The 23299-nt window shown below is 65.4% G+C and carries 21 protein-coding genes; 19 read left to right on the top strand and 2 right to left on the bottom strand.

What is annotated here, in order from left to right; all coding sequences use genetic code 11:
- The first annotated feature begins 71 nt into the window (after positions 1-71).
- From ribD to hisF, 8 genes are all read left to right on the top strand, one after another.
- Positions 72-1139, top strand: coding sequence for a bifunctional diaminohydroxyphosphoribosylaminopyrimidine deaminase/5-amino-6-(5-phosphoribosylamino)uracil reductase RibD (gene ribD, locus M1E17_RS09065; RefSeq protein ID WP_457967663.1), 1068 nt, complete (start codon positions 72-74; stop codon positions 1137-1139).
- Positions 1139-1861, top strand: a complete 723-nt coding sequence (locus tag M1E17_RS09070; RefSeq protein ID WP_457966824.1) for a riboflavin synthase — start codon at positions 1139-1141, stop codon at positions 1859-1861. Before ribD ends, M1E17_RS09070 begins: the two co-directional genes overlap by 1 nt.
- A complete protein-coding gene (gene ribB, locus M1E17_RS09075; protein WP_457966825.1) occupies positions 1858-2589 on the top strand; it encodes a 3,4-dihydroxy-2-butanone-4-phosphate synthase in 732 nt (243 codons plus the stop codon). The genes M1E17_RS09070 and ribB overlap by 4 nt, the downstream gene beginning before the upstream one ends.
- Positions 2586-3377, top strand: coding sequence for a GTP cyclohydrolase II (ribA, locus tag M1E17_RS09080; RefSeq protein WP_457966826.1), 792 nt, complete (start codon positions 2586-2588; stop codon positions 3375-3377). The genes ribB and ribA overlap by 4 nt, the downstream gene beginning before the upstream one ends.
- Positions 3378-3395: 18 nt before the next feature.
- Entirely contained in the window at positions 3396-3881 is a 486-nt protein-coding gene (gene ribH / locus M1E17_RS09085; protein WP_267278685.1) for a 6,7-dimethyl-8-ribityllumazine synthase, read from the top strand.
- Positions 3882-3977: 96 nt separating this feature from the next.
- Positions 3978-4241: a phosphoribosyl-ATP diphosphatase gene (locus M1E17_RS09090; protein ID WP_028270786.1), complete on the top strand. Its 264-nt coding sequence runs from the start codon at positions 3978-3980 to the stop codon at positions 4239-4241.
- A 93-nt stretch (positions 4242-4334) separates the two neighbouring features.
- Complete coding sequence (gene hisG / locus M1E17_RS09095) at positions 4335-5195, top strand: ATP phosphoribosyltransferase (RefSeq protein ID WP_457966827.1); 861 nt, start codon at positions 4335-4337, stop codon at positions 5193-5195.
- A gap of 58 nt (positions 5196-5253) precedes the next feature.
- A complete protein-coding gene (hisF, locus tag M1E17_RS09100; RefSeq protein ID WP_457966828.1) occupies positions 5254-6030 on the top strand; it encodes an imidazole glycerol phosphate synthase subunit HisF in 777 nt (258 codons plus the stop codon).
- Positions 6031-6109: 79 nt separating this feature from the next.
- Here hisF and M1E17_RS09105 read toward each other — a convergent pair whose 3' ends face one another.
- Positions 6110-6754, bottom strand: coding sequence for a TIGR03085 family metal-binding protein (locus M1E17_RS09105; RefSeq protein ID WP_457967665.1), 645 nt, complete (start codon positions 6752-6754; stop codon positions 6110-6112).
- Between the two features lie 111 nt (positions 6755-6865).
- Here M1E17_RS09105 and hisI point away from each other — a divergent pair, with 111 nt between their 5' ends.
- The 11 genes from hisI (at position 6866) to pyk (ending at position 22396) form a co-directional block, all read left to right on the top strand.
- The gene (gene hisI, locus M1E17_RS09110; protein WP_457966829.1) at positions 6866-7351 is read left to right on the top strand and encodes a phosphoribosyl-AMP cyclohydrolase; all 486 of its coding nucleotides are present in this window, start codon (positions 6866-6868) and stop codon (positions 7349-7351) included.
- 127 nt (positions 7352-7478) lie between these two features.
- Entirely contained in the window at positions 7479-9080 is a 1602-nt protein-coding gene (locus tag M1E17_RS09115; protein WP_457967667.1) for an anthranilate synthase component I, read from the top strand.
- A complete protein-coding gene (locus M1E17_RS09120) occupies positions 9080-9745 on the top strand; it encodes a Trp biosynthesis-associated membrane protein (RefSeq protein WP_457966830.1) in 666 nt (221 codons plus the stop codon). Before M1E17_RS09115 ends, M1E17_RS09120 begins: the two co-directional genes overlap by 1 nt.
- A gap of 108 nt (positions 9746-9853) precedes the next feature.
- On the top strand, positions 9854-10141 hold the full coding sequence (locus M1E17_RS09125; protein WP_457966831.1) for an HGxxPAAW family protein: 288 nt from the start codon (positions 9854-9856) through the stop codon (positions 10139-10141).
- Positions 10141-10962: an indole-3-glycerol phosphate synthase TrpC gene (trpC, locus tag M1E17_RS09130; protein WP_457966832.1), complete on the top strand. Its 822-nt coding sequence runs from the start codon at positions 10141-10143 to the stop codon at positions 10960-10962. Before M1E17_RS09125 ends, trpC begins: the two co-directional genes overlap by 1 nt.
- A gap of 139 nt (positions 10963-11101) precedes the next feature.
- The gene (gene trpB / locus M1E17_RS09135; RefSeq protein WP_457966833.1) at positions 11102-12517 is read left to right on the top strand and encodes a tryptophan synthase subunit beta; all 1416 of its coding nucleotides are present in this window, start codon (positions 11102-11104) and stop codon (positions 12515-12517) included.
- Positions 12517-13323, top strand: a complete 807-nt coding sequence (gene trpA / locus M1E17_RS09140; protein WP_457966834.1) for a tryptophan synthase subunit alpha — start codon at positions 12517-12519, stop codon at positions 13321-13323. Before trpB ends, trpA begins: the two co-directional genes overlap by 1 nt.
- A gap of 4 nt (positions 13324-13327) precedes the next feature.
- Positions 13328-14482: a prolipoprotein diacylglyceryl transferase gene (gene lgt / locus M1E17_RS09145; protein WP_457966835.1), complete on the top strand. Its 1155-nt coding sequence runs from the start codon at positions 13328-13330 to the stop codon at positions 14480-14482.
- 264 nt (positions 14483-14746) lie between these two features.
- Positions 14747-19363 (top strand): glutamate synthase large subunit, encoded by a 4617-nt coding sequence (gene gltB / locus M1E17_RS09150; RefSeq protein WP_457966836.1) that lies wholly within the window; start codon positions 14747-14749, stop codon positions 19361-19363.
- Complete coding sequence (locus M1E17_RS09155) at positions 19356-20813, top strand: glutamate synthase subunit beta (RefSeq protein ID WP_457966837.1); 1458 nt, start codon at positions 19356-19358, stop codon at positions 20811-20813. Before gltB ends, M1E17_RS09155 begins: the two co-directional genes overlap by 8 nt.
- 95 nt (positions 20814-20908) lie before the next feature.
- Positions 20909-22396, top strand: a complete 1488-nt coding sequence (pyk, locus tag M1E17_RS09160; RefSeq protein WP_457966838.1) for a pyruvate kinase — start codon at positions 20909-20911, stop codon at positions 22394-22396.
- A gap of 99 nt (positions 22397-22495) precedes the next feature.
- On the opposite strand, the gene M1E17_RS09165 is transcribed toward pyk, so the two are convergent.
- A complete protein-coding gene (locus M1E17_RS09165) occupies positions 22496-23101 on the bottom strand; it encodes an ANTAR domain-containing response regulator (protein ID WP_267278698.1) in 606 nt (201 codons plus the stop codon).
- Positions 23102-23299: the final 198 nt, after the last annotated feature.

Consider the following 23299-nt stretch of genomic DNA (forward strand, 5'->3'; position numbering starts at 1 on the left):
GCACAGTCACCCATCAGGCAGCGCCGCCCGACGGCGTCGTGACCGCTTTCACCGCTGCGGAAACGGCTGCCATGGATGCCGCCCTTGAAGAAGCCCTGCGGGGGCCGCGTGGTGCGAATCCGCTGGTGGGCGCCGTCGTCGTGGATGCCGAGGGCAAACAACTTGTCACCGGATACCACCGCGGCGCAGGTACCGCGCACGCGGAAGCTGACGCGATTGCACAGGCAGCGGCCGCCGGAGTTGACCTCCGCGGTTCAACCATGGTGGTCACGCTGGAACCCTGCAACCACTCCGGGCGCACGGGCCCCTGCGCCCAGGCGATCATCAGTGCTGGCATCACGGATGTTATTTACGCCGTCGATGACCCCCATGACCCCGCTGCCGGGGGCGCGGCCACGCTGCGGGAGGCAGGTGTTAGTGTCCGCAGCGGCCTTGCAGCCAGCGAGGCGCTGGAACTGAACCGACAGTGGTTCCAGGCAGTTGCCGCGAAACGTCCCTTCGTGACGCTTCACATCGCCCAGACCCTGGACAGCCGGATCGCGGCCGAGGATGGCACCAGCCAATGGATTTCGAGCCCCGAATCCCTGGCCGACAATCATGCCCTGAGGGCCCGGATCGATGCCATCCTGGTGGGAACCCAGACTGTCCTGGTGGACAACCCGCGGCTGACCGCCCGTGACGCGGGCGGGGCCCCCGCTGGAAAGCAGCCATTGCGGGCAGTCATGGGGCTGCGGGACATTCCTGCCGATGCCGCCGTCCGCGGCGACGACGGCCGCGTTCTTCATCTGCCCACGCGTGATCCACGGGAAGCGCTGTCGCTGCTTTATGCCGCGGGCGTCCGCCACCTGATGGTGGAGGGAGGATCGCGGATCCTCAGTGCGTTCCTCACCGCAGAACTCGTGGACGAACTCATCGTCTACCTCGCCCCCACGCTGCTCGGGTCCGGGACGCCTGCCCTGAACGGGCTGGGGGTCAGCACCCTCGCGGATGCCCAGCAGTGGGAATGGGACGCGTCCGACGGCGGCGCGGTGCGCACGCTTGGCCGCGACCTGAGACTTCACCTGCATCCGCAACGAATCGAAGCTTTGGCACCACAACCATCCCGCGCCGGCGCGGAACAAGCCTTGGGAGGCTACTGATGTTTACCGGAATTATTGCCGAACAGGGCCACGTGCTGTCCGTTGACAGGGACGGCGATGCCAGCGCCACCGTCAGGCTGCACGCCCCGGGCACCACGGAAGGGCTTGGCTTGGGCGGTTCCATCGCCGTGAACGGCGTCTGCCTGACTGCGACCGAGATCAACGGCAAGGAATTCAGCGTCGACGTGATGGGCGAAACCCTGGTCCGCACCACCATCGGCGAACTGGCCTCCGGCGACTCGGTCAACCTTGAGCGCTGCGTGCAGGCCGGGGGAAGGCTGGACGGGCACGTCGTCCAGGGGCATGTGGACGGCGTTGGACGGCTGCTGGAACGCGAAGCCCTGGGGAACTGGGAACGGCTCCGCTTCGGCGTGCCCGCCAACCTTGCCCGCTACATTGCAGAGAAGGGCTCCATCGCAATCGACGGCGTCTCCCTCACCGTGACGGCCGTCAGCCCCGCCCCCGAAGCTGAACCGTGGTTTGAAGTGGGGCTGATCCCCACCACTCTGGCCGAGACCGGACTGGGTGAAAAAACGGTAGGCAGCCGGGTCAACCTTGAAGTTGACGTCCTCGCCAAGTACACCGAGCGGCTCCTTGCTTTCAGTGCAGGCGCTTCCAGCAGCTTCGGCAGCGGCACCAGTGCCGCCACCAGCGCCAGCACTGTCAGCAGCGCCAGCGCATCCAGCAGCACGGTCACCAGCGGCGCAGGCGGTGCACGATGAACGGGACGGCCCGGCTGGAGCCGATATCCGCGCCAGCCTTGAAAGTTGCTCCAGCCCTGGGACTTGATCCGGTCGAGGACGCAATCCGTGCCATTGCCAACGGCAGGCCCGTGCTGGTGGTGGACAACGAGGACCGCGAAAACGAAGGTGACATCATCTTCGCGGCCCAGCACGCCACACCGGCCCTGATGGGCTGGACGATCCGGTACAGCTCAGGGGTCATCTGCGTCCCGCTGTCAGGTGAACGCGCCGACGCCTTGGCGCTGCCGCCCATGGTGCTGGTCAACGAGGACGCCAAGGGTACGGCGTACACGGTTTCCTGCGATGCCGCAGTGGGCGTGAGCACCGGCATTTCTGCGACGGACCGCGCCCTGACGGCCAGGGTCCTGGCGGATCCGGCCGCCGGGCCTGCCTCCGTGACCAGGCCTGGGCATATTTTCCCCTTGCGGGCCGTTAATGGGGGAGTGCGTGAGCGTCCCGGCCACACCGAGGCCGCTGTTGACCTCTGCCGGCTCGCCGGACTGGAGCCGGTGGGCGTGATCGCGGAAGTTGTCTATGACGACGGAGAAATGATGCGCTTGGACGGACTGCGGAGCTTCGCTGCTGAACACGGCTGCCCCCTGATCTCGATCGAGGATCTGGTGGCTTACCTTGGAGCAGGGCCCGCGGCCACCGCGGAGAGAGGTACCCGGGCCACGAACCCGGGAGGAGAAGAGGAGATACGATGACGGCTTCCGGAGCTACTGACGACAGTCACCAGAACGGCCACCATGGGAACAGCCACCACAGTAATGGCCAGCACAGCAACGGCCACCACAGTAACGGCCACCACAAGGGACAAACCGGCAACACCAAAGTCCTCCACCCCGTTAGCGGCGGTCCCATCGTTCAGCTTCCCACGGCGTTCGGTGACTTTGTGGCGCAGGCGTGGACCGACCTGGTCACCGGTGCCGAGCACCTTGCCGTCAGTTCACCCAATCCGCCCAAAGACGGCAAGGCGCCGCTGGTCCGGCTGCACTCGGAATGCCTCACCGGGGATATCTTCGGGTCCTACCGGTGTGACTGCGGTGAGCAGCTGGCTTACGCCCTGGAGATGATCCAGGAGTTCGGCGGAACCCTGCTGTACCTGCGCGGCCAGGAGGGCCGGGGCATCGGATTGGCCAACAAGATCAAGGCCTACGCCCTCCAGGAAGCCGGTTTCGACACGGTGGAGGCCAATGAGCAGCTGGGGCTGCCGGTGGATGCCCGGTGCTACAACGCCGCGGCGCAGGTGTTGGCGGAGATGGGCCTCCACGAGGTCCGGCTGCTGAGCAACAACCCGGACAAGCAGAACAGGCTGGCCAAGGCCGGCGTGAAGGTGGTGGAGATGGTTCCCACGGAGGTGCCTTCCCGCGACCAGAACATCCGGTACCTGCAGACGAAAAAAGACCGGATGGAACACCGGCTCACGCTGGACACCCACATCGCCACAGTGCCTGCCATCGCGGCAGACACTTTCGACCACGAACAAGACTGAACGGATCACGATTTACGCATGAGCGGACACGGCGCACCAGATATTGACCTCACCACCCTCAACCCGGCCGAGACGGCCCAGCTCCGGCTGGCCATTGTGGCCGCCAGCTGGCACACCCAGATTATGGACGGGCTCCTGGACGGTGCCCTCCGCGCCGCCAAGGACGCCGGCATCAGCGAACCCACAGTGGTGAGGGTTCCGGGCAGCTTCGAACTTCCGGTCGCTGCCGCGCGGCTGGCACCGCACTTCGACGCGGTGGTTGCCCTCGGCGTCGTCATCCGGGGCGGTACACCGCACTTTGAGTACGTCTGCCAGGCCGCGACGTCGGGACTGACCGATGTCAGCGTCTCCACAGGAGTGCCGGTGGGCTTCGGCGTCCTGACCTGCGACACAGAGCAGCAGGGCCTGGACCGGGCCGGGCTGCCGGGATCCAAGGAAGACAAGGGCCATGAGGCAGTTACCGCGGCGCTGGCCACCGCCGTCGTACTCAAGCAGTACCGCTAGCAAAGAAACGGGTGCGGGGTGTCTTCCGTCACACCGCACCCGTCATGCTACGGCCCGACAGGCGCCCCCGGGCCCGCAGCAAGTAGGCTGTAGGGCGTGAAGAATTTCGAGACGCTGTTCGCTGAACTGAGTGAGAAGGCAGCCACCCGTCCGGCAGGCTCCCGCACCGTCGCTGAATTGGAGTCCGGAGTCCACGGCATTGGCAAGAAAGTCGTGGAGGAAGCGGCCGAAGTATGGATGGCCGCAGAGTATGAATCCGACGAGGCCGCGGCCGAGGAGATCTCCCAGTTGCTCTACCACCTGCAGGTCCTGATGCTCGCCAAAGGACTGACCCTGGAAGACGTCTACAAGCATCTGTAGCCACTGCGGCACCCCGGCGGACGGAGAACTCCGCCGGTGCCCCGCGTGGCCCGTTTGCCTGATCAATAGACCTCCCAACCAAGAAAGACCCCCATGCTGCGAGTAGCCGTACCCAACAAGGGCTCCCTGTCCGAAGCCGCCTCCGAAATGCTGTCCGAAGCCGGTTACCGCCAGCGCCGCGACACCCGCGAGCTGGTCATGGTGGACCCTGACAATGACATCGAATTCTTCTTCCTCCGCCCGCGCGACATCGCCGTCTATGTCGGCCAGGGAACGCTCGACGTCGGCATCACCGGCCGCGACCTGCTGCTGGACGCCGAAGTGGAAGCGGAGGAACTGCTCCCGCTCGGCTTTGCCGCCTCAACCTTCCGCTTCGCCGGCCCCGTGGGCGACTTCGCCAAGGTGGAGGAACTTGAAGGCAAACGGCTGGCCACCAGCTATGACGGCCTCCTGCGCGGCTACCTCGCCGGGCTGGGGATCAACGCCAGGGTTGTCCGCCTCGACGGGGCCGTGGAATCATCCGTACGCCTCGGCGTGGCTGACGCCATCGCCGACGTCGTGGAGACCGGCAGCACCCTCAAGGCGGCCGGAATGGAAATCTTCGGTGATCCCATCCTCAAATCCGAAGCCGTCCTGATCCGCCGCACCGGAGAGGGTGGAGCCGCCAACGGCACTGCCAAGGAGATCGAGGTCCTGATCCGCCGGCTCCAGGGTGTCCTGGTGGCGCGCCAGTATGTCCTGATGGACTACGACATCCGCAAGGAACTGGTGGAACGCGCCGCGGCCCTGACCCCCGGCCTTGAGTCACCCACCGTGTCGCCGCTGCGGGACTCCGACTGGGTGGCTGTCCGCTCAATGGTGCCCAAGAGGGAAACCAACCGGATCATGGACGAGCTCTACGACCTCGGCGCACGCGCCATCCTGGTCAGCAGCATCCACGCCTGCCGTATCTGAGCCTTCCGCCCGGACAACGCCGGCCAGCAGAATCCACCACTGAATTCCAGGAGTACCCATGGCTGTAGCCGTACGCGTCATTCCATGCCTCGACGTCGACGCCGGCCGCGTCGTTAAGGGCGTCAACTTCGAGGGCCTGCGGGACGCCGGAGACCCGGTGGAACTGGCGCACCGGTACGACAATGCCGGCGCGGATGAGCTGACCTTCCTGGACGTCACAGCATCCTCGGGCAACCGGGAAACCACCTTCGACGTGGTCCGCCGCACTGCCGAGGAAGTCTTCATTCCGCTGTGTGTCGGCGGCGGAGTGCGGGGCGTGGCCGAGGTGGACAAGCTGCTGCGGTTCGGGGCGGACAAGGCGTCCATCAACACCGCCGCCGTGGCACGCCCGGAGGTCATTGACGAGATCACGCGCCACTTTGGCTCGCAGGTGCTTGTCCTTTCCCTGGACGCACGCCGCACCCGCCCGGGGTCTGTCCCCACGCCGTCGGGCTTTGAGGTCACCACCCACGGCGGCCGTACCGGGACCGGCATCGACGCCATTGCCTGGGCGAAGGAAGCGGCGGAGCGCGGTGTTGGCGAGATCCTGCTGAACTCCATTGACGCCGACGGCACCAAGGATGGATTCGACCTCGAGCTCATCCGGCTGGTGCGTGCGGCGGTGAAGGTTCCCATCATCGCCTCAGGCGGAGCAGGGGAACCCGCGCACTTCCCGCCCGCGGTAGCTGCGGGCGCCGACGCCGTGCTGGCCGCGTCGATCTTCCACTGGGGGCCTGACGACATGATGTCCCAGGTCAAGGACGCCATCCGGAATGCAGGCTTCGAGGTCCGCTAGCGCGTCTTCCAACCCAAGTGGGTAGCGCTAAGTGTCGTTTTGAGGGCTCATAACCACACTTAGCGCTACCCAGTTGGGGTTAGAGGCCTACTTCTGCTGACTGGAGAAGCGCGACGGCGTCCGGCTGGCCTTCGAAGGTGACCAGCGCATGGCGGGTCCGGCCGTGGGCGTGCATCAGCAGCTCGCCCGGCTCACCCACAATGGCCACGGATACCGGGGCGCGCTTGGCCACGTGGCGCGGACCTGAGGGCCGGACCAGCACAATACCAAGATCAACCCCGCGATAAAGGATGGCGGCGCGCTTGATGAGTTCATCCCAGAGCGCTTCCGAATAGGCCTCGTCGAGCGCGCGGGGTGCCCAGCGGTCCACAGCGCGGCGGACGTCCTCGGTGTGGACGAAGTATTCGATCAGGTTGGAGCTCTCGTCCAGGGCCTTGATGTTCATGGGTGACAGTGCAGGCGGACCGGCGCGGAACGTGTTGACCAGCCCCGCGTAGTCCTCAGCCGTTTTCAGCTTCGCGGCGAGTTTCGCCGTTGCCTTGTCCGAGGCTTTGGACAGCCTCTTGATGATGAGGCCCAATCCCACGGCCGCCTTGCGTTCGCGCAGGTAAAGGTGCGCGGCAAGGTCCCTGGTGCGCCAGCCTTTGCAGAGCGTGGGGGCATCAGGACCGGCCGCAAGCAGGGTCTCGGCCAGGACTTCTCGGGACGGGTCGACGAAATGCATCACTTGTGAAACTAGCACGACACCCGGGGAGATGGGCAGCAGAACCGCCACCAGGGCCGTGCTCTTGTTCACACTCCTGACGGCATGCGCAGAGGCACTAGACTTGGTCTGATGTCTGAGCAGCCCGCCCCCCAGCCAACCCCTGATTCCGCCGTGCCCGCAGGCCTTTCGGCGGGGTACACCGATGGACCTGCAGGCGTCCCCATGGGAAGCCTGCCCGCCGGCCCGCTTCCGGAAGACGTTGCCGCTGCGCTGAAGCGGGACGGTGCCGGACTGGTGGCGGCCATAGTGCAGCAGTTCGACACCGATGAGGTGCTGATGCTCGGGTGGATGGATGACGAGGCATTGCACCGGACCATGACCAGCGGACGGGTAACGTTCTATTCCCGCTCCCGCCAGGAGTATTGGCGCAAGGGGGACACGTCCGGGCATGTCCAGTGGGTCAAGTCAGTGGCCCTCGACTGCGACGGCGACGCCCTGCTGGTTCGCGTGGACCAGGTGGGCGCCGCCTGCCACACCGGTACCCGCACCTGTTTCGACGGCAGGGAACTGCAGGTCAGTACAGTAAGCACCGACGGCGCAGGCCAGGCGGGCTGAGCCCGCTGGCTGCCGGGCAGGGCGGTCCAGTCCCGCAGCACCCTGAATATTCTGAGTTTTCGACAGCACACCGCGGATGTCCGCCACCATGCGGGCGCCCTACAAGAACAGGCGGAGAGCCATAGCCATGCAGGACCTTGGAATCATCAGCCCGGGCCTCGAGGAGTTCCGCGAACTCGCCGGCACCAGCCGTGTCATCCCCGTCCGGCTCAAGGTCCTGGCGGACGCCGAGACGCCCATCGGCCTGTACCGGAAGCTCGCCCAGGGGCAGCCCGGGACCTTCCTGATGGAGTCCGCGGCCGTGGGCGGGACCTGGTCCCGCTACTCCTTCATCGGCGCGAATTCCCGGGCAACGCTCACCACCAAGGACGGCGAGGCGCACTGGTTGGGCCAGCCGCCCGTGGGGGTGCCGGTGAACGGGAACCCGGTTGATGCCATCAGGGACACCATCGACGCGCTCCGCACCGACAGGTTCGAGGGGCTGCCGCCGTTTACCTCAGGCCTGGTGGGATTCCTGGGCTGGGAAACCGTCCGGCACTGGGAGCGGCTGACCAGCCCGCCGGAGGACGATCTCCAGCTGCCGGAAATGGCGCTGAACCTGGTGTCCGACATGGCCGTCCATGACAACGTGGACGGCACGGTGCTCCTGATCGCCAACGCGATCAATTTCGACGACAGCTCCGAACGGGTGGACGAGGCCTGGCACGACGCCGTAGCCCGGGTCAAGGCACTCCTCACCCAGATCAGCACGCCTGTGGCGCAGCCCGTGTCCGTCCTGGAGCCAGCTGCTTTGGATTTCGCTTCCAGCGTCCAGGAGCGCTGGGACGAGCCTGCCTACCTGGCGGCGCTGGACCGCGGCAAGGAAGCGATTGTCGACGGCGAGGTGTTCCAGGTGGTAATTTCGCGCCGCTTCGAGATGGAATGCGGAGCCTCTCCGCTTGACGTCTACCGCGTCCTGCGGAACACCAACCCCAGCCCCTACATGTACATCTTCAGCCTTGAGGACGCCGACGGCCGCGAGTACTCGATCGTTGGTTCCTCGCCCGAGGCCCTGGTGACAGTCACGGGCAAGGAAGTCATCACGCATCCCATCGCCGGTTCGCGGCCCAGGGGCAAGACGGTGGAGGGTGACAAAGCCCTGGCCGAGGAACTCCTGGCAGACCAAAAGGAACGCGCCGAGCACCTGATGCTGGTGGACCTGTCCCGCAACGATCTCTCCAAGGTCTGCGTGGCGGGAACCGTAGACGTGACGCAGTTTATGGAAGTGGAGCGCTTCAGCCACATCATGCACCTGGTGTCCACGGTGGTGGGCCAACTGGCGCCGGGGGCCAAGGCCTACGACGTCCTGAAGGCAACTTTCCCTGCCGGGACACTGTCCGGGGCCCCCAAGCCCCGCGCACTGCGCCTGTTGGACGAACTCGAACCCCACCGCCGCGGCATCTACGGCGGCGTGGTGGGCTACCTGGACTTCGCGGGGGACATGGACATGGCCATCGCCATCCGGTCCGCGCTGCTCCGCGAGGGACGCGCCTACGTGCAGGCGGGAGGCGGCATTGTTGCTGATTCTGTCAATCCTACGGAGGCGCTGGAAACCGTGAATAAGGCGGCCGCTCCGCTGCGGGCCGTCCACACCGCGGGATCGCTGCACAACATTTCGGCGGACACCATTTCCGCGGACACCGTTCCCGATGCCGGAAGCGCCGGCCATACCAGCCGGACGAACCACTGATGCCCGTTCCCGAGACAGCGGCCGGCCGGACCGACAAAGCAGCAGGAGCCCCCGGCTGGGCACGGAAGTCCACGGTGGTCCTGCTGATCGCCGCGCTGGCCCTGGCTGTTTTCGGCACCACTACCCAGACGTGGATGACGGTCAGCCTGGATCCGGACCAGGTGGGCCAGGCCGGCAGTGCCCAAAGCACACTTCAGGTCCAGGGCAGCAAAGCCGCCACGGCGGTGACAGCACTGGCCCTTGTCGCGCTGGCAGGGGGACTGGCCGCATCCATCGCCGGCAGGATCGCCCGCTGGGTCGCCGCCGCCATCATCGTCCTGGCTGCAGCCGGCATTGTTGCTGCCGCAGCCACGGTGCTTGCGGACCCGCTGGCTGCGGCGCAGGGTTCCATCGCGGCCGCCACCGGCGTCACCGGCAGTGACGCGAAAGTGTCACTCACCGCCTTCCCGGCCATCGCCGTCGTGATCGGCATCCTGCTGGCGCTGGGAGCCATGCTGATCATTCCGGCAGGACGCTACTGGAAGTCACGGACAAAATATGACGCCGCCACCTATGACGCAGCCAAAGATGACGCCGCAGTCCCCGGCGGTGCAGCCACGCCGGCAGGCCCCGTAGACGATATTGACAGCTGGGACAGGCTCTCCCGCGGCGACGATCCCACCTGACCGGAGCAGGCCGGAAGGTCCGGGGGAGCAGTCCCGCGCCCTGCCGGTAAGCAGGTCCCGGTTAAAAAATGGCAGAATGTAAGCAGTATTCACCCTGAGGAGATTTCCATGAGCAAAGCACCTGCGTCCGTTTCCAAGTCAGGCACCCGGACGGTTGCCCCCGGCGCCGTCGACCACAGCCAGGAACTTGGCCACGGCAACAGCCCGGCAGCCTGGACCTGCGTGATCGTTATGCTGGTAGGCGCCCTCGTTTCGTCCATCGCGTTTGTGATCAACAGCACCCCCATCTTCATCGCCGGCGCAGCCGTGATGGTCCTCGGCCTGATCCTCGGTTACATCATGCGCAAGGCAGGCTACGGCGTCGAAGGCAGCAAGCTGAAGAACTCCGGCCACTGATGGCGACTGTTCTCGATGACATCAATGCCGGTGTCAGGGAGGATATGGAGGCCAGGAAGCGCCTCGTTTCGATCACCGAACTGAAGGACCGGGCGGCGGCTGCGGCTCCGGCCCGGGATGCCTGGGCTGCGCTTGGCGGCCCCTCCGAACGGCGGGACCAGCTTAAAGTCATCGCGGAAATCAAGCGCCGCAGTCCCTCCAAGGGTGACCTCGCCGCGATCGTGGACCCGGCATCCCTGGCGGAACAGTATGCCGACGGCGGTGCGGCAGTCATCAGCGTCCTGACCGAACAGCGGCGCTTCAACGGCTCGCTCGCGGACCTGGACGCCGTCCGGGCCCGCGTTGATGTCCCGCTGCTGCGCAAGGACTTCACGCTGGACGAGTACCAGATCTGGGAAGCCCGCGCCCACGGCGCGGACCTGATCCTGCTGATCGTTGCCGCGCTTTCGGATTCCCAGCTCCAGGATTTCAGTGCACTCAGCCGGGAACTCGGCATGAACGTGCTGGTGGAGACGCACACGGAAGAGGAAATCGAACGCGCCGTGGCTGCGGAAGCGCGGATCATTGGCGTGAACGTGCGGAACCTGAAGACGCTCGACGTCGACCGTTCCGTTTTTGCCTCCCTCGCCGGGATGATTCCCGCCGGGGCGCTGGTCATCGCCGAATCCGGCGTGCGCGGCGTGGATGATGTTACCCATTACGCCGCCAGCGGCGCGAACGCCATCCTGGTGGGCGAGGCCCTGGTCAGCGATTCCACTCCCCGAGAGCGGATCGCAGAGTTTACGGCGGCGGGGGCTGCCGCGATCGCTGCACGGGCTTGACCACCTGCGGGCCCGCAGCGGCAACAGGCACCGAAAGCCTGAAGGCCTGGAGCGCTGCTGCCCGCCTTTGCACCGCGCGGGCCATGGGCCCGCGGCACCACACTTCTGAAACGATCAACTGAACAGGACGGTGAGACTGATGGTTGACGCACCTTCAGGGAACGCTGACAACAACGCCGCGGATGCATTCCTGCAGGGCGGCTCCCTCAAGCACGCCCCTGGGCCCTACTTCGGCGGGTACGGCGGACGCTGGATGCCCGAGTCCCTCATCGCCGCCCTGGATGAACTGGAAGACACCTTCGAAAAGGCCAAGGCGGATCCTGACTTCCTCGCCCAGATCGCGGACCTGAACAAAAACTACTCGGGCCGGCCCTCCCTCCTGACCGAAGCCAAGCGCTTCTCCGAGCACGCCGGCGGCGCCAGGGTTTTCCTCAAGCGTGAGGACCTGAACCACACCGGATCGCACAAGATCAACAACGTGCTGGGGCAGGCCCTCCTGGCCAAGCGGATGGGCAAGACCCGTGTCATCGCCGAGACCGGGGCAGGACAGCACGGCGTGGCCAGCGCCACGGCCGCCGCCCTGCTGGGCCTTGAATGCGTTGTGTACATGGGTGCTGAAGACTGCCGCCGGCAGGCACTGAACGTGGCGCGGATGCAGCTGCTGGGTGCCACCGTGGTTCCTGTGGTCAACGGTTCCCAGACCCTCAAGGACGCCATCAACGACGCCCTCCGGGACTGGGTCAGCAACGTGGACACCACCCACTACCTCCTGGGCACCGCCGCCGGGGCGCATCCGTTCCCGGCCATGGTCCGGTTCTTCCACGAAGTGATCGGCGAGGAAGCCCGGGCGCAGATCCTGGACCAGGCCGGAAAGCTTCCGGACGCCGTCTGCGCCTGCATCGGCGGCGGCTCCAACGCCATCGGCATCTTCCACGGTTTCCTGGACGATCCCGAGGTCAAAATCTACGGCTTCGAGGCCGGCGGTGACGGGGTGGACACCGGACGCCACGCTGCCACCATTACGCTCGGCAAGCCGGGCGTCCTGCACGGCGCACGGTCCTACCTCATGCAGGACGACGACGGCCAGACCATCGAGTCCCACTCCATTTCGGCAGGCCTGGACTACCCGGGTGTGGGGCCGGAGCATGCCTACCTCGCCGACATCGGCCGGGTCAGCTATGAACCCATTACGGACAGCGAAGCGATGGACGCCTTCAAGCTGCTGTGCCAGACCGAGGGCATCATTCCGGCCATCGAGTCCTCGCACGCCCTGGCCGGCGCCATCAAGGTGGGCAAGCGGCTGACCGAAGGCAAGGCCAACCCTTCCGAGACAGTGGTCATCGTCAACCTCTCGGGCCGTGGCGACAAGGACGTGGAGACAGCCGCGGAATGGTTCGACATGCTGGATGAGGAGGGCAAGGTGAAGGGCACCAACCTCTCCACCCGCAAGCCCAAGGGCCCCTCGGACAGGGCAGCCACCGAAGCCGTTCCTGCCGCCAGCAATGCAGGGATCAAAGCGGGGATCAACGCGGACAATAGCGAGGACCAGAAGTGATGACTGAACAGACGGCCAGCAAGTCGGCAGCTGCCATCGACCGTGCCCGTGACGCCGGACGCTCAGCCCTGGTGTGCTACCTGCCCGCCGGTTACCCGGATGTCCAGTCCACCATCGACGCCGGCATCGCCATGGCGAAGAACGGCGCGGACCTGATCGAAATCGGCATTCCGTACTCAGACCCGGTGATGGACGGTCCTGTTATCCAGGCAGCCACCACAGAGGCCATCGCCAACGGCTTCCGGGTTGAAAGCGTGTTCGACGTCGTTGCGGGGATCACCGCGGCAACCGACGTCGCCGTGCTGGTGATGACCTACTGGAACCCTGTGGTCAGGATGGGCGTGGACGAGTTCTCCCGCCGGCTGGCCGAGGCCGGGGGAGCGGGACTTATTACGCCGGACCTCATCCCGGATGAAGCGTCTGAATGGTTCGCGGCCTCCGACAAGTACGGACTGGACCGGGTTTTCCTCGTGGCACCTTCCTCCTCTCCCGAGCGCCTGGCCATGACGGTCAAGGCCAGCCGCGGCTTCGTCTACGCAGTCTCCATCATGGGAGTCACCGGGACCCGGCAGGATGTCAGCAGCAGCGCCGAACAGCTCGTCGCGGACACGCATGCCGCAGGTGCCGAGCGTGTGTGCGTGGGGCTTGGCGTGTCCAACGCCGGCCACGTCCGCGAGATCGCCGCCTACGCGGACGGCGTGATTGTGGGCACCGCACTGGTGGCTGCCATCCGCGACGGCGGAGTCCCCGCAGTTGCCGATCTCACCAGGGAACTCAGCGCGGGACTCGTCAGGGAAGAAGCCTAACCACATGCAGACCCTCATTTACGCAGCAGGCATGGTGCCCGCCGCGATCCCCAGCCCGGACTGGTCCGGCTTCGACATCCCGCTGCCGTGGGGTTCGCTGCGCATCCACGCCTATGCCCTCTGCATCCTTGCCGGCATCATCGTTGGCCTTTGGCTCACGTCCATCCGGTGGGCCCGGCGGGGTGCGCCCGAAGGCAGCGTGTGGGACATCGTCATCTGGGCGATTCCGTTCGGCATCATCGGCGGCCGGCTTTACCACGTGGTGTCATCCCCGGACGCCTACTTCGGCCCGGGCTTCGACGGCACCGGTGACCTCTCGCTCATCCCGCAGATCCAGCGTGGCGGGCTGGGGATCTGGGGAGCGGTGGTGCTGGGAGTCCTCGGAGCCTGGATCGGCTGCCGGCGTTCCGGCGTCAAGCTCAGCGCGTTCCTGGACGCTGCCGCGCCCGGCCTGCTCCTGGCGCAGGCCGTGGGCCGCTGGGGAAACTACTTCAACCAGGAACTCTTCGGCGGGCCCACCACCCTCCCTTGGGGCCTGCAGATTGACGCTGACAACGCCAATTTCCCGGCCGGCATGCCAACAGACACCCTGTTCCACCCCACCTTCCTGTACGAGTCGCTGTGGAACATCGCCGGAGTGCTGATCCTGCTGGCTCTCGACCGGAGGTTCCACTTCCGGCGCGGACGGCTCTTCTGGCTCTACGCCGTGTACTACACGCTGGGCCGGGTCTGGATCGAAGCCATGCGCATCGATGAAGCCGAGCAGATCAGCCTCCTCGGGATCACGGCCAGGCTGAATGTCTGGACCAGCATTGTGGTCCTGCTGGTGGCGTTGGCCGCTTTCATCCTGCTCGGAATGAAGGGCCGTCCGGAGCCGGACAGCCCCTATCTGGCCGGTCAGGAACCCGCCGGGAACAAGGACGAGGACAACGAGGAGGAGGAAGGCAAACCGGTCCGGGATGCGGACTCTGTTGTCTCAGATAGTGAATCGCGTGATAATCTCCCTGATAACCAAAGCGGTTCCGGCCATTCATCCACCCCCAAGGAAGATGTGCCGGCATCTCCGGCGGGCACCACGTCCATACCGGAGTCGCCGGTGGCCGGAAGTTCCGGCCACAAAGCCACAGGATCCGCGCCGGAGGCTGGCACCAGCAAGTAGTACGCCGGCAGGCAGGGCAGCAGAGTCACCTCTCGAAGCGCCCGCACACCACAGCGTCGTGGCATCGGGGCCCACCCCGGAAAGCAAGAGCTGCTGACCGGTCCAAGCCCGGGTCAGGGGTCTGCGTAACTGTTAGTTCAGCAGACCGGCCTGGCCTACAATTTCCAATAGCAATAAACACTTTGTTGTGCCCATCACACAGGCTGACGAGTGGGGCCAACGTTGTCCCTTCCATACGCACGATCAGGAGGAAGGACGTCTCCCATGACCCAAACTCTTCACACTCCCAGTTGGTCCGAACCGGACCAGCCTGTGTCCGCCATGTCGCCATTCAAGCGCTTCGCGGCCCTTCCGGAGGCACGTGGGCTCTACAACCCGGAGCAGGAGAAGGACGCCTGCGGTCTTGCAATTATCGCCACCCTCCGCGGTGAGCCCGGCTACGACATTGTTGATGCCGCCCTGACTGCCCTGCGCAACCTCGAGCACCGCGGTGCCGTGGGCGCGGACGAAGGAACCGGCGACGGCGCCGGACTCCTGATGCAGATCCCGGACGAGTTCTTCCGGGCAGTCACCGAATTTGAACTCCCGGCCCCCGGCCAGTACGTTGCGGGCACAGCTTTCCTCCCTTCCGAGCAGCGCGAAGCCGAGGCCGCAAAGGCCGGAATCGAAGGCCTGGCCGCGGACGAGGGCCTGGTGGTCCTTGGCTGGCGCGAAGTGCCTATCGTCGCAGACCTGGTCGGTGCCATGGCCCGTGCCTGCATGCCGTACTTCTCGCAGCCGTTCCTTACCTCGGCCACCGGCGAGGAACTGGACCGCAACGAGCTGGACTCCCGGGCCTGGCGCCTCCGCAAGCGCGCGCAGAACAAGTTCGGGGTGTACTTCCCGTCGCTGTCCTCCCGGACCATCGTCTACAAGGGCATGCTCACCACCGCCCAGCTGGAGCCGTTCTACCCGGACCTCTCGGACAAGCGGTTCAAGACCAAGCTGGCCATCGTCCACTCCCGGTTCTCCACCAACACGTTCCCGTCCTGGCCGCTGGCCCAGCCGTTCCGCACCATCGCGCACAACGGCGAAATCAACACGGTCAAGGGCAACCGGAACTGGATGCGTGCCCGCCAGTCGCAGCTTGCCAACCCGCTCCTGGGGGACTCCCCGGAGGAGCTGTACCCCATCTGCACGCCCGGCGCGTCAGACTCCGCGTCATTTGACGAGGTGGCGGAGTTGCTTTGGCTGTCCGGCCGGCCCATCACGCACTCGATCATGATGATGATCCCCGAGGCCTGGGAAAACCACGCCACCATGGATCCGGCACGGCGCGCGTTTTATGAATACCACTCCCTGCTGATGGAACCGTGGGACGGCCCTGCCGCCGTATCCTTCACCGACGGCAACCTGGTGGGTGCCACCCTTGACCGCAACGGACTGCGCCCCGGACGCTACTGGATCACCGAGGACGGCCTGATCGTCTTCGCCTCCGAAGTCGGCGTGATCGACGTCGAAGCTTCCAAGGTGGTCAAGAAGGGTCGCGTTTCGCCGGGCAAGATGTTCCTGGTGGACACCGACAGCGGCCGCATCATCGACGACGAAGAGGTCAAGGCCGAGGTCGCCGCGGCGAACCCGTGGGCCGAGTGGGTCAAGGACAACCTGATCGACCTCAACGAACTCCCCGAGCGCGAGCACGTGGTCCACACCGCCGCCTCGGTGAACATCCGCCAGCGCACCTTCGGCTACACCACCGAAGAGCTCAAGATCCTGCTCGGCCCGATGGCCCGCACCGGCGCAGAGCCGCTGGGTGCCATGGGTTCCGATACCCCCGTTGCCGTGCTGTCCAAGCGTCCGCGGCTGCTCTTTGACTACTTTGTACAGTCCTTCGCGCAGGTCACCAACCCGCCGCTGGACGCCATTCGCGAAGAGCTTGTCACGTCCCTGACCTGTGCCATCGGCCCCAACGGGAACCTGCTGGATACCAAGCAGGTCCGCCAGCCCCAGGTTTCGCTGCCGTTCCCGGTGATCAACAACGACCAGCTGGCCAAGATCGCCAACATCGAAAACGCCGACGGCGACAAGGTGGCCATGAAGGTCCGCGGCCTCTACCGCCCGGAAGGCGGCGAGAACGCGCTCCGCGCCCGGCTCACCGAGATCTGCGAGCAGGTCTCCGGTGCCATCAACCGCGGTGTGCAGTACGTGGTGCTGTCCGACCGTGACTCCAACGCGCAGTGGGCACCCATCCCATCGCTGCTGCTGGTCAGCGCCGTGCACCACCACCTGCTCCGCAGCGCCAACCGCACCAAGACCGCCCTGGTGGTTGAGGCCGGCGACGTCCGGGAAACGCACCACGTGGCCGTGCTGGTGGGCTACGGTGCTTCGGCCGTGAACCCGTACCTGGCCATGGAATCGGTGGAACAGCTCATCGCCTCCGGCGACGTTGTGGGCGTGACCCCGCAGGACGGCGTCTACAACCTCATCAAGGGCCTGGGCAAGGGTGTCCTGAAGATCATGTCCAAGATGGGCATCTCCACGGTCGCCTCCTACACCGGCGCGCAGACGTTCGAGGCCCTGGGCCTGGGGCAGGAACTGGTGGACGAATTCTTCGCCGGAACGCACTCCCAGCTTGGCGGTGTGGGCCTTGACGTCATCGCCGCTGAAGTTTCGGCGCGACACCAGATGGCCTACCCGGAAGGTGGCATCGAGCTGCCGCACCGGCCCCTGCTGGGCGGCGGCGAGTACCAGTGGCGCCGCGACGGCGAGCCGCACCTGTTCAACCCCGAGACGGTTTTCCGCCTGCAGCACGCCACGCGTGAGCGCCGGTACGACATCTTCAAGTCCTACACCAAGGGCGTGGACGACCAGTCCGAGAACCTGATGACCCTCCGCGGCCTGCTCAAGTTCAAGACCGGCGAGCGTCCCGCAGTTCCGCTGGAGGAAGTGGAGCCCGTCTCCAGCATCGTCAAGCGGTTCTCCACGGGTGCCATGAGCTACGGCTCCATCTCCCAGGAGGCGCACGAAACCCTGGCGATCGCCATGAACCAGTTGGGCGGCAAGTCCAACACCGGTGAAGGCGGCGAGGACGTGGACCGCCTGCTGGACCCGAAGCGCCGCTCCGCTGTGAAGCAGATCGCCTCCGGCCGGTTTGGTGTGACCAGCCTCTACCTGAGCAACGCCGACGACATCCAGATCAAGATGGCGCAGGGTGCCAAGCCCGGCGAAGGCGGTCAGCTGATGGCGCAGAAGGTCTACCCCTGGGTGGCCCGGACGCGGCACTCAACCCCCGGCGTCGGACTGATCTCCCCGCCTCCGCACCACGACATCTACTCGATCGAGGACCTCGCTCAGCTCATCTACGATGCGAAGCGCGCCAACCCCTCGGCCCGTGTACACGTCAAGCTGGTGTCGGAAGTCGGGATCGGCACTGTGGCGTCCGGCGTGACCAAGGCGAAGGCCGACGTCGTACTGGTTTCCGGCCATGACGGCGGGACCGGCGCGTCCCCGTTGAACTCGCTCAAGCATGCCGGTGTGCCGTGGGAGCTGGGGCTCGCAGAGACCCAGCAGACCCTGATGCTGAACGGTCTCCGTGACCGTGTGGTGGTGCAGGTGGACGGCCAGCTGAAGACCGGCCGCGACGTCGTGATCGCGGCGCTGCTGGGCGGCGAGGAGTTCGGTTTCGCCACCGCTCCGCTGGTGGTGTCAGGCTGCATCATGATGCGCGTCTGCCACCTGGACACCTGCCCCGTGGGCGTCGCGACGCAGAACCCTGAGCTGCGTTCACGCTTCAACGGCAAGCCCGAGTTCGTGGTCAACTTCTTCGAATTCCTTGCCGAGGAAGTCCGTGAAATCCTTGCCGAACTTGGCTTCCGCAGCCTGGAGGAGGCGATCGGCCACGCCGAAATGCTGGATGCCCGCGAGGCGATCAACCACTGGAAGGCCGATGGCCTGGACCTTGATCCGATCCTGCATGGCCTCGAGTTTGATGATGATGCGCCGCTGCGCAACCTCACGTCGCAGAACCACGAGCTGGACAAGCACTTTGACCAGCGCCTGATCACCATGGCCACCGAGGCGCTGACTGACCGCAGCCCGGTCAAGATCGCCGTCGATGTCATCAACACGGACCGCTCTGTGGGAACCATGCTGGGCCACGTTGTGACCAAGACGTTCAGCACTGACGTGCTGGCGACGGACACCATCGACATCACGCTGACCGGAACGGCCGGCCAGTCGCTGGGAGCCTTCCTGCCGGCCGGCATCACGCTGCGCCTGTTCGGTGACTCCAACGACTACGTGGGCAAGGGCCTTTCCGGCGGACGGATCATCGTCCGGCCGGACCGCACCAACGTGTTCAAGGCGGAAAGCAACGTCATTGCCGGAAACGTGATCGGCTACGGCGCCACCAGCGGCGAGATGTACCTCCGCGGCCAGGTGGGCGAACGCTTCCTGGTCCGCAACTCCGGCGCCACAGCCGTTGTTGAAGGCATCGGCGACCACGGCTGCGAGTACATGACGGGCGGCCAGACGCTGATTATTGGCCGCACCGGACGCAACTTCGGTGCCGGCATGTCCGGCGGCACGGCGTATGTCCTGGATCTGCAGACCACGCGCGTGAACAAGGACGCCCTGCAGAGCGGCGAACTCCAGCTCCTCGAACTCGACGCGGAGGACCGTGACATTGTCCACGGGCTCCTGGTCAAGCACCACGAAGAGACGGAATCCCTGCTGGCCGCGCGGCTGTTGGAGAACTTCGACGACACCGCTGCCCGTATTACCAAAGTGCTCCCGCGCGACTACGCGGCAGTCCTGCAAACCCGTCTTGACGCCATCGAAGAGGGCCTTGACCCCGACGGCGAAGAAGTATGGTCTCGAATCCTGGAGGTGACCGGTGGCTGATCCACGCGGATTTCTGAAAGTACGACAGCGTGAAACCCAGCCACGGCGCCCCGTTCCGGTCCGCATCATGGACTGGAAGGAAGTCTACGAGGCCCAGGAAAAAGGTGTCCTGAAGGCCCAGGCTGGCCGCTGCATGGACTGCGGCGTGCCGTTTTGCCACCAGGGCTGCCCGCTGGGGAACCTGATTCCGGAATGGAACGACCTCACGTGGCGGGACAAGGGGGAGGAAGCGATTGAGCGGCTGCACGCCACCAACAACTTCCCCGAGTTCACCGGCCGGCTTTGCCCGGCGCCGTGCGAGGCCTCCTGTGTGCTGGGCATCAACCAGCCTGCAGTAACCATCAAGCAGGTTGAAGTCTCCATCATCGACGAAGCCTGGGACAACGGCTGGGTCAACGCGCTGCCTCCCGCGCGCCTTACCGGAAAGACCGTTGCCGTCGTCGGCTCCGGCCCCGCCGGCCTGGCGGTGGCGCAGCAGCTGACCCGAGTGGGCCACACCGTGGCCGTGTACGAACGCGACGACAAGATCGGCGGGCTCCTGCGCTACGGCATCCCCGATTTCAAGATGGAAAAAGAGCAGGTGGACCGCCGCATCGAGCAGATGAAGTCGGAGGGCACCCGCTTCCGCACCGGTGTCTCCGTGGGCACTGATGTGACCTGGGAGCAGCTCCGCCGCCGGTACGACGCCGTGGTGGTCTGCACCGGTGCCACCGTTCCGCGCGACCTGCCCATCCCGGGCCGGGAGCTGGACGGCGTCCACTTCGCGATGGACTACCTTGTCCCGGCCAACCGCGTAGTTGCGGGGGAGTCCGTGGAGAACCAGATCCACGCCCGGGGCAAGCACGTTGTCATCCTGGGTGGCGGCGATACCGGCGCGGACTGCCTCGGCACTGCGCACCGCCATGGGGCAGCCTCTGTCACCACCCTGGCCATCGGCAAGCAGCCTCCCATCGAGCGGGCCGGCCACCAGCCGTGGCCCACGTTCCCCACGCTGTTCGAGATGGCCAGCGCGCATGAGGAAGGCGGCGAACGCACGTACCTCGCCTCCACCGTGGAGTTTGTCGGCGAAAACGGCAAGCTGACAGGCGTCAAGGTTGCCGAAACGGAGTTCGTGGACGGCAAGCGGCTCCCGAAGGCCGGCACCGAGCGGGTCATCCCGGCCGACCTCGTGTTCCTGTCGCTGGGCTTCACCGGCGCTGAACCCGCGGGCATCACCGAGCAGGTCAGTGCCGAGTTTGACGGACGCGGCAACGTGTCCCGTGACGGTTACTACATGACCAACACCGAGGGAATCTTCGTGGCCGGGGACGCCGGCCGCGGGCAGTCGCTTATTGTCTGGGCCATCGCTGAAGGCAGGGCATGCGCTGCAGCCGTGGACAAGTTCCTGATGGGAAGCACCATCCTTCCTGCACCCGTGGCCCCGACCGACAGGGCAATCGCGGTTCTGTGAGCGCCGGTTCATCGGCGCGGTTTATCGAGGGTTTGACCCCTCGAGTTCATCTCCACAACAACTTAATCAATGCAGCAAACTACTAGGGTAGGTATATGAGACGCGCTAAAATTGTGGCCACTTTCGGACCGGCAATTGCCAGCTTTGAAAACACCCTCGCGGTGTTGGAAGCCGGCGTTGATGTTGCCCGGATGAACATGAGCCACGGCGACTATTCCGTGCACGACAACACCTACGAGAACGTCCGCAAGGCTTCGGCCAAGCTGAGCAAGCCCGTTGCGATCATGGCAGACCTCCAGGGTCCCAAGATCCGCCTGGGCCGGTTTGTTGACGGCCCGCACGCGCTGGCCGTTGGCGACATCTTCACCATCACCACCGAAGACGTTCCCGGCACCAAGGAAATCTGCTCCACCACGCTCAAGAGCCTCACCGAGGACGTCAACCCGGGCGATGCCCTGCTGATCGACGACGGCAAGGTGGCACTGCGTGCCATCGAGGTTGACGACGTCAAGGTAGTGGCCGAAGTGACCGTGGGCGGCATGGTGTCCAACAATAAGGGCATCAACCTTCCCGGCGTGGCAGTCAACGTTCCCGCATTGAGCGAAAAAGACGAGGACGACCTCCGCTGGGCCATGCGCCGCGGCGTTGACCTCGTAGCTCTTTCGTTCGTCCGCGACGCCTCCGACATTGTCCGCGTTCACGAGATCATGGATGAGGAAGGCCGCCGTGTGCCGGTCATCGCCAAGATCGAAAAGCCGCAGGCAGTGGAGCAGCTCCACGAGATCATCGACGCGTTCGACGCCATCATGGTGGCCCGTGGCGACCTCGGCGTGGAACTTCCCCTGGAGGAAGTGCCCATCGTCCAGAAGCGCGCCATTGAACTGGCCCGCCGCTGGGCCAAGCCGGTCATCGTGGCAACCCAGGTGCTGGAATCCATGATCGACAACCCGCGGCCCACCCGTGCAGAGGCTTCTGACTGCGCCAACGCCGTGCTCGATGGTGCTGACGCTGTCATGCTCTCCGGCGAGACCAGCGTGGGCAAGTACCCCATCGAAACCGTCAAGGTCATGGCCCGGATCATCGAATCCACCGAGGTCCATGGCCTGGAGCGCGTCCCCCCGCTGGGGACCAAGCCCAAGACCCGTGGCGGCGCCATCACCCGTGCCGCCGTCGAAATCGCCGACCAGCTGGAAGCAAAGTACATCTGTACCTTCACCCAGTCCGGTGACTCTGCACGCCGCCTGTCCCGCCTGCGTCCCATCAAACCGGTCTTCGCGTTCACTCCGGTGGAGCACGTGTGGAACCAGCTGGCTCTCACGTGGGGAATCCAGCCGGTGCTGGTCCCCATGGTGGGCCACACCGACGAGATGACCGCCCAGGTTGACCGCAGTCTGCTGGAAATGGAACTGGTGGAAGACGGCGACCTGGTGGTCATCGCTGCCGGTTCCCCTCCCGGAAAGGCCGGTTCCACGAACTCGCTGAAGGTCCACAAGGTGGGCGACCTCGCCGATACCACCGGTCCTGGCGATACAGCCGGGAACAAGGAAAAGCTTGGCCCGTGGCCGGAAAAGAAGAAGAAGTAAGCAGCTGAAAAGGGGATGGTCCCCGCCGGTTTGAACTGGCGGGGACCCTCCCTTTTTGCTGTTCTTGTTTTGCTGTTGCTTTGTTTGCCTGGCGCCGCGTCAGTTGACCTGGTTGATGATGGTTTCGGCCACCTCACGCATGCTCAGGCGGCGGTCCATGGAGGTCTTCTGGATCCAGCGGAACGCCTCAGGCTCGGTGAGGCCCATCTTGGTGGTCAGGAGGCTCTTGGCGCGCTCCACAAGCTTGCGGGTGGCGAACTGCTCCTGCAGGTCCGACACCTCGCTCTCGAGGGCCTTGATCTCCTCGTGGCGGGAGAGGGCGATCTCCAGGGCCGGAATGAGGTCGGCGGGCGTAAACGGCTTGACCACGTAGGCCATGGCGCCGGCGTCGCGTGCCCGCTCCACAAGCTCCTTCTGGCTGAAGGCCGTCAGCAGGACCACGGGCGCGATGCGGGCCTTGACGATCTTCTCGGCGGCGGAGATTCCGTCCATAACCGGCATCTTGACGTCCATCAGGACGAGGTCAGGCTTAAGTTCCTCCGCGAGCTGCACGGCCTTCTCGCCGTTGTCAGCCTCGCCCACCACGTCGTAGCCCTCGCCGCGCAGGATCTCGATGATGTCGAGGCGGATGAGGGTTTCATCCTCGGCCACAATGACGCGGCGCGCCGGCTGGGACGTGGATTTTGACTCCGTCGGTTCAGTCACGGGATCTCCTAGGAAAGGTACGGCGGGAACATCACTATCTTAGGCGCGCCCGCGTTCTGTACTTGATCTGCATGGGTTGATTGCGGCGTCGGCGGCGCGATTCTGGAATTCAGCCTATCTGGAGGTAGAGTAATTCCGCGTACGTGAAGCAATCGCGTTGCTCACAATCAGCTGTGGGCGTACCCTGTTTGCTTCCGT

The sequence above is a fragment of the Arthrobacter sp. D1-29 genome (genome assembly GCF_054130585.1).

Coding starts and splice junctions, on each gene's coding strand:
- ribD (WP_457967663.1), top strand. CDS start 72: ATGGATGCCGCCCTTGAAGAAGCCCTGCGGGGGCCGCGTGGTGCGAAT.
- M1E17_RS09070 (WP_457966824.1), top strand. CDS start 1,139: ATGTTTACCGGAATTATTGCCGAACAGGGCCACGTGCTGTCCGTTGAC.
- ribB (WP_457966825.1), top strand. CDS start 1,858: ATGAACGGGACGGCCCGGCTGGAGCCGATATCCGCGCCAGCCTTGAAA.
- ribA (WP_457966826.1), top strand. CDS start 2,586: ATGACGGCTTCCGGAGCTACTGACGACAGTCACCAGAACGGCCACCAT.
- ribH (WP_267278685.1), top strand. CDS start 3,396: ATGAGCGGACACGGCGCACCAGATATTGACCTCACCACCCTCAACCCG.
- hisG (WP_457966827.1), top strand. CDS start 4,335: ATGCTGCGAGTAGCCGTACCCAACAAGGGCTCCCTGTCCGAAGCCGCC.
- hisF (WP_457966828.1), top strand. CDS start 5,254: ATGGCTGTAGCCGTACGCGTCATTCCATGCCTCGACGTCGACGCCGGC.
- M1E17_RS09105 (WP_457967665.1), bottom strand. CDS start 6,754: ATGCATTTCGTCGACCCGTCCCGAGAAGTCCTGGCCGAGACCCTGCTT.
- hisI (WP_457966829.1), top strand. CDS start 6,866: ATGTCTGAGCAGCCCGCCCCCCAGCCAACCCCTGATTCCGCCGTGCCC.
- M1E17_RS09115 (WP_457967667.1), top strand. CDS start 7,479: ATGCAGGACCTTGGAATCATCAGCCCGGGCCTCGAGGAGTTCCGCGAA.
- M1E17_RS09120 (WP_457966830.1), top strand. CDS start 9,080: ATGCCCGTTCCCGAGACAGCGGCCGGCCGGACCGACAAAGCAGCAGGA.
- M1E17_RS09125 (WP_457966831.1), top strand. CDS start 9,854: ATGAGCAAAGCACCTGCGTCCGTTTCCAAGTCAGGCACCCGGACGGTT.
- trpC (WP_457966832.1), top strand. CDS start 10,141: ATGGCGACTGTTCTCGATGACATCAATGCCGGTGTCAGGGAGGATATG.
- trpB (WP_457966833.1), top strand. CDS start 11,102: ATGGTTGACGCACCTTCAGGGAACGCTGACAACAACGCCGCGGATGCA.
- trpA (WP_457966834.1), top strand. CDS start 12,517: ATGACTGAACAGACGGCCAGCAAGTCGGCAGCTGCCATCGACCGTGCC.
- lgt (WP_457966835.1), top strand. CDS start 13,328: ATGCAGACCCTCATTTACGCAGCAGGCATGGTGCCCGCCGCGATCCCC.
- gltB (WP_457966836.1), top strand. CDS start 14,747: ATGACCCAAACTCTTCACACTCCCAGTTGGTCCGAACCGGACCAGCCT.
- pyk (WP_457966838.1), top strand. CDS start 20,909: ATGAGACGCGCTAAAATTGTGGCCACTTTCGGACCGGCAATTGCCAGC.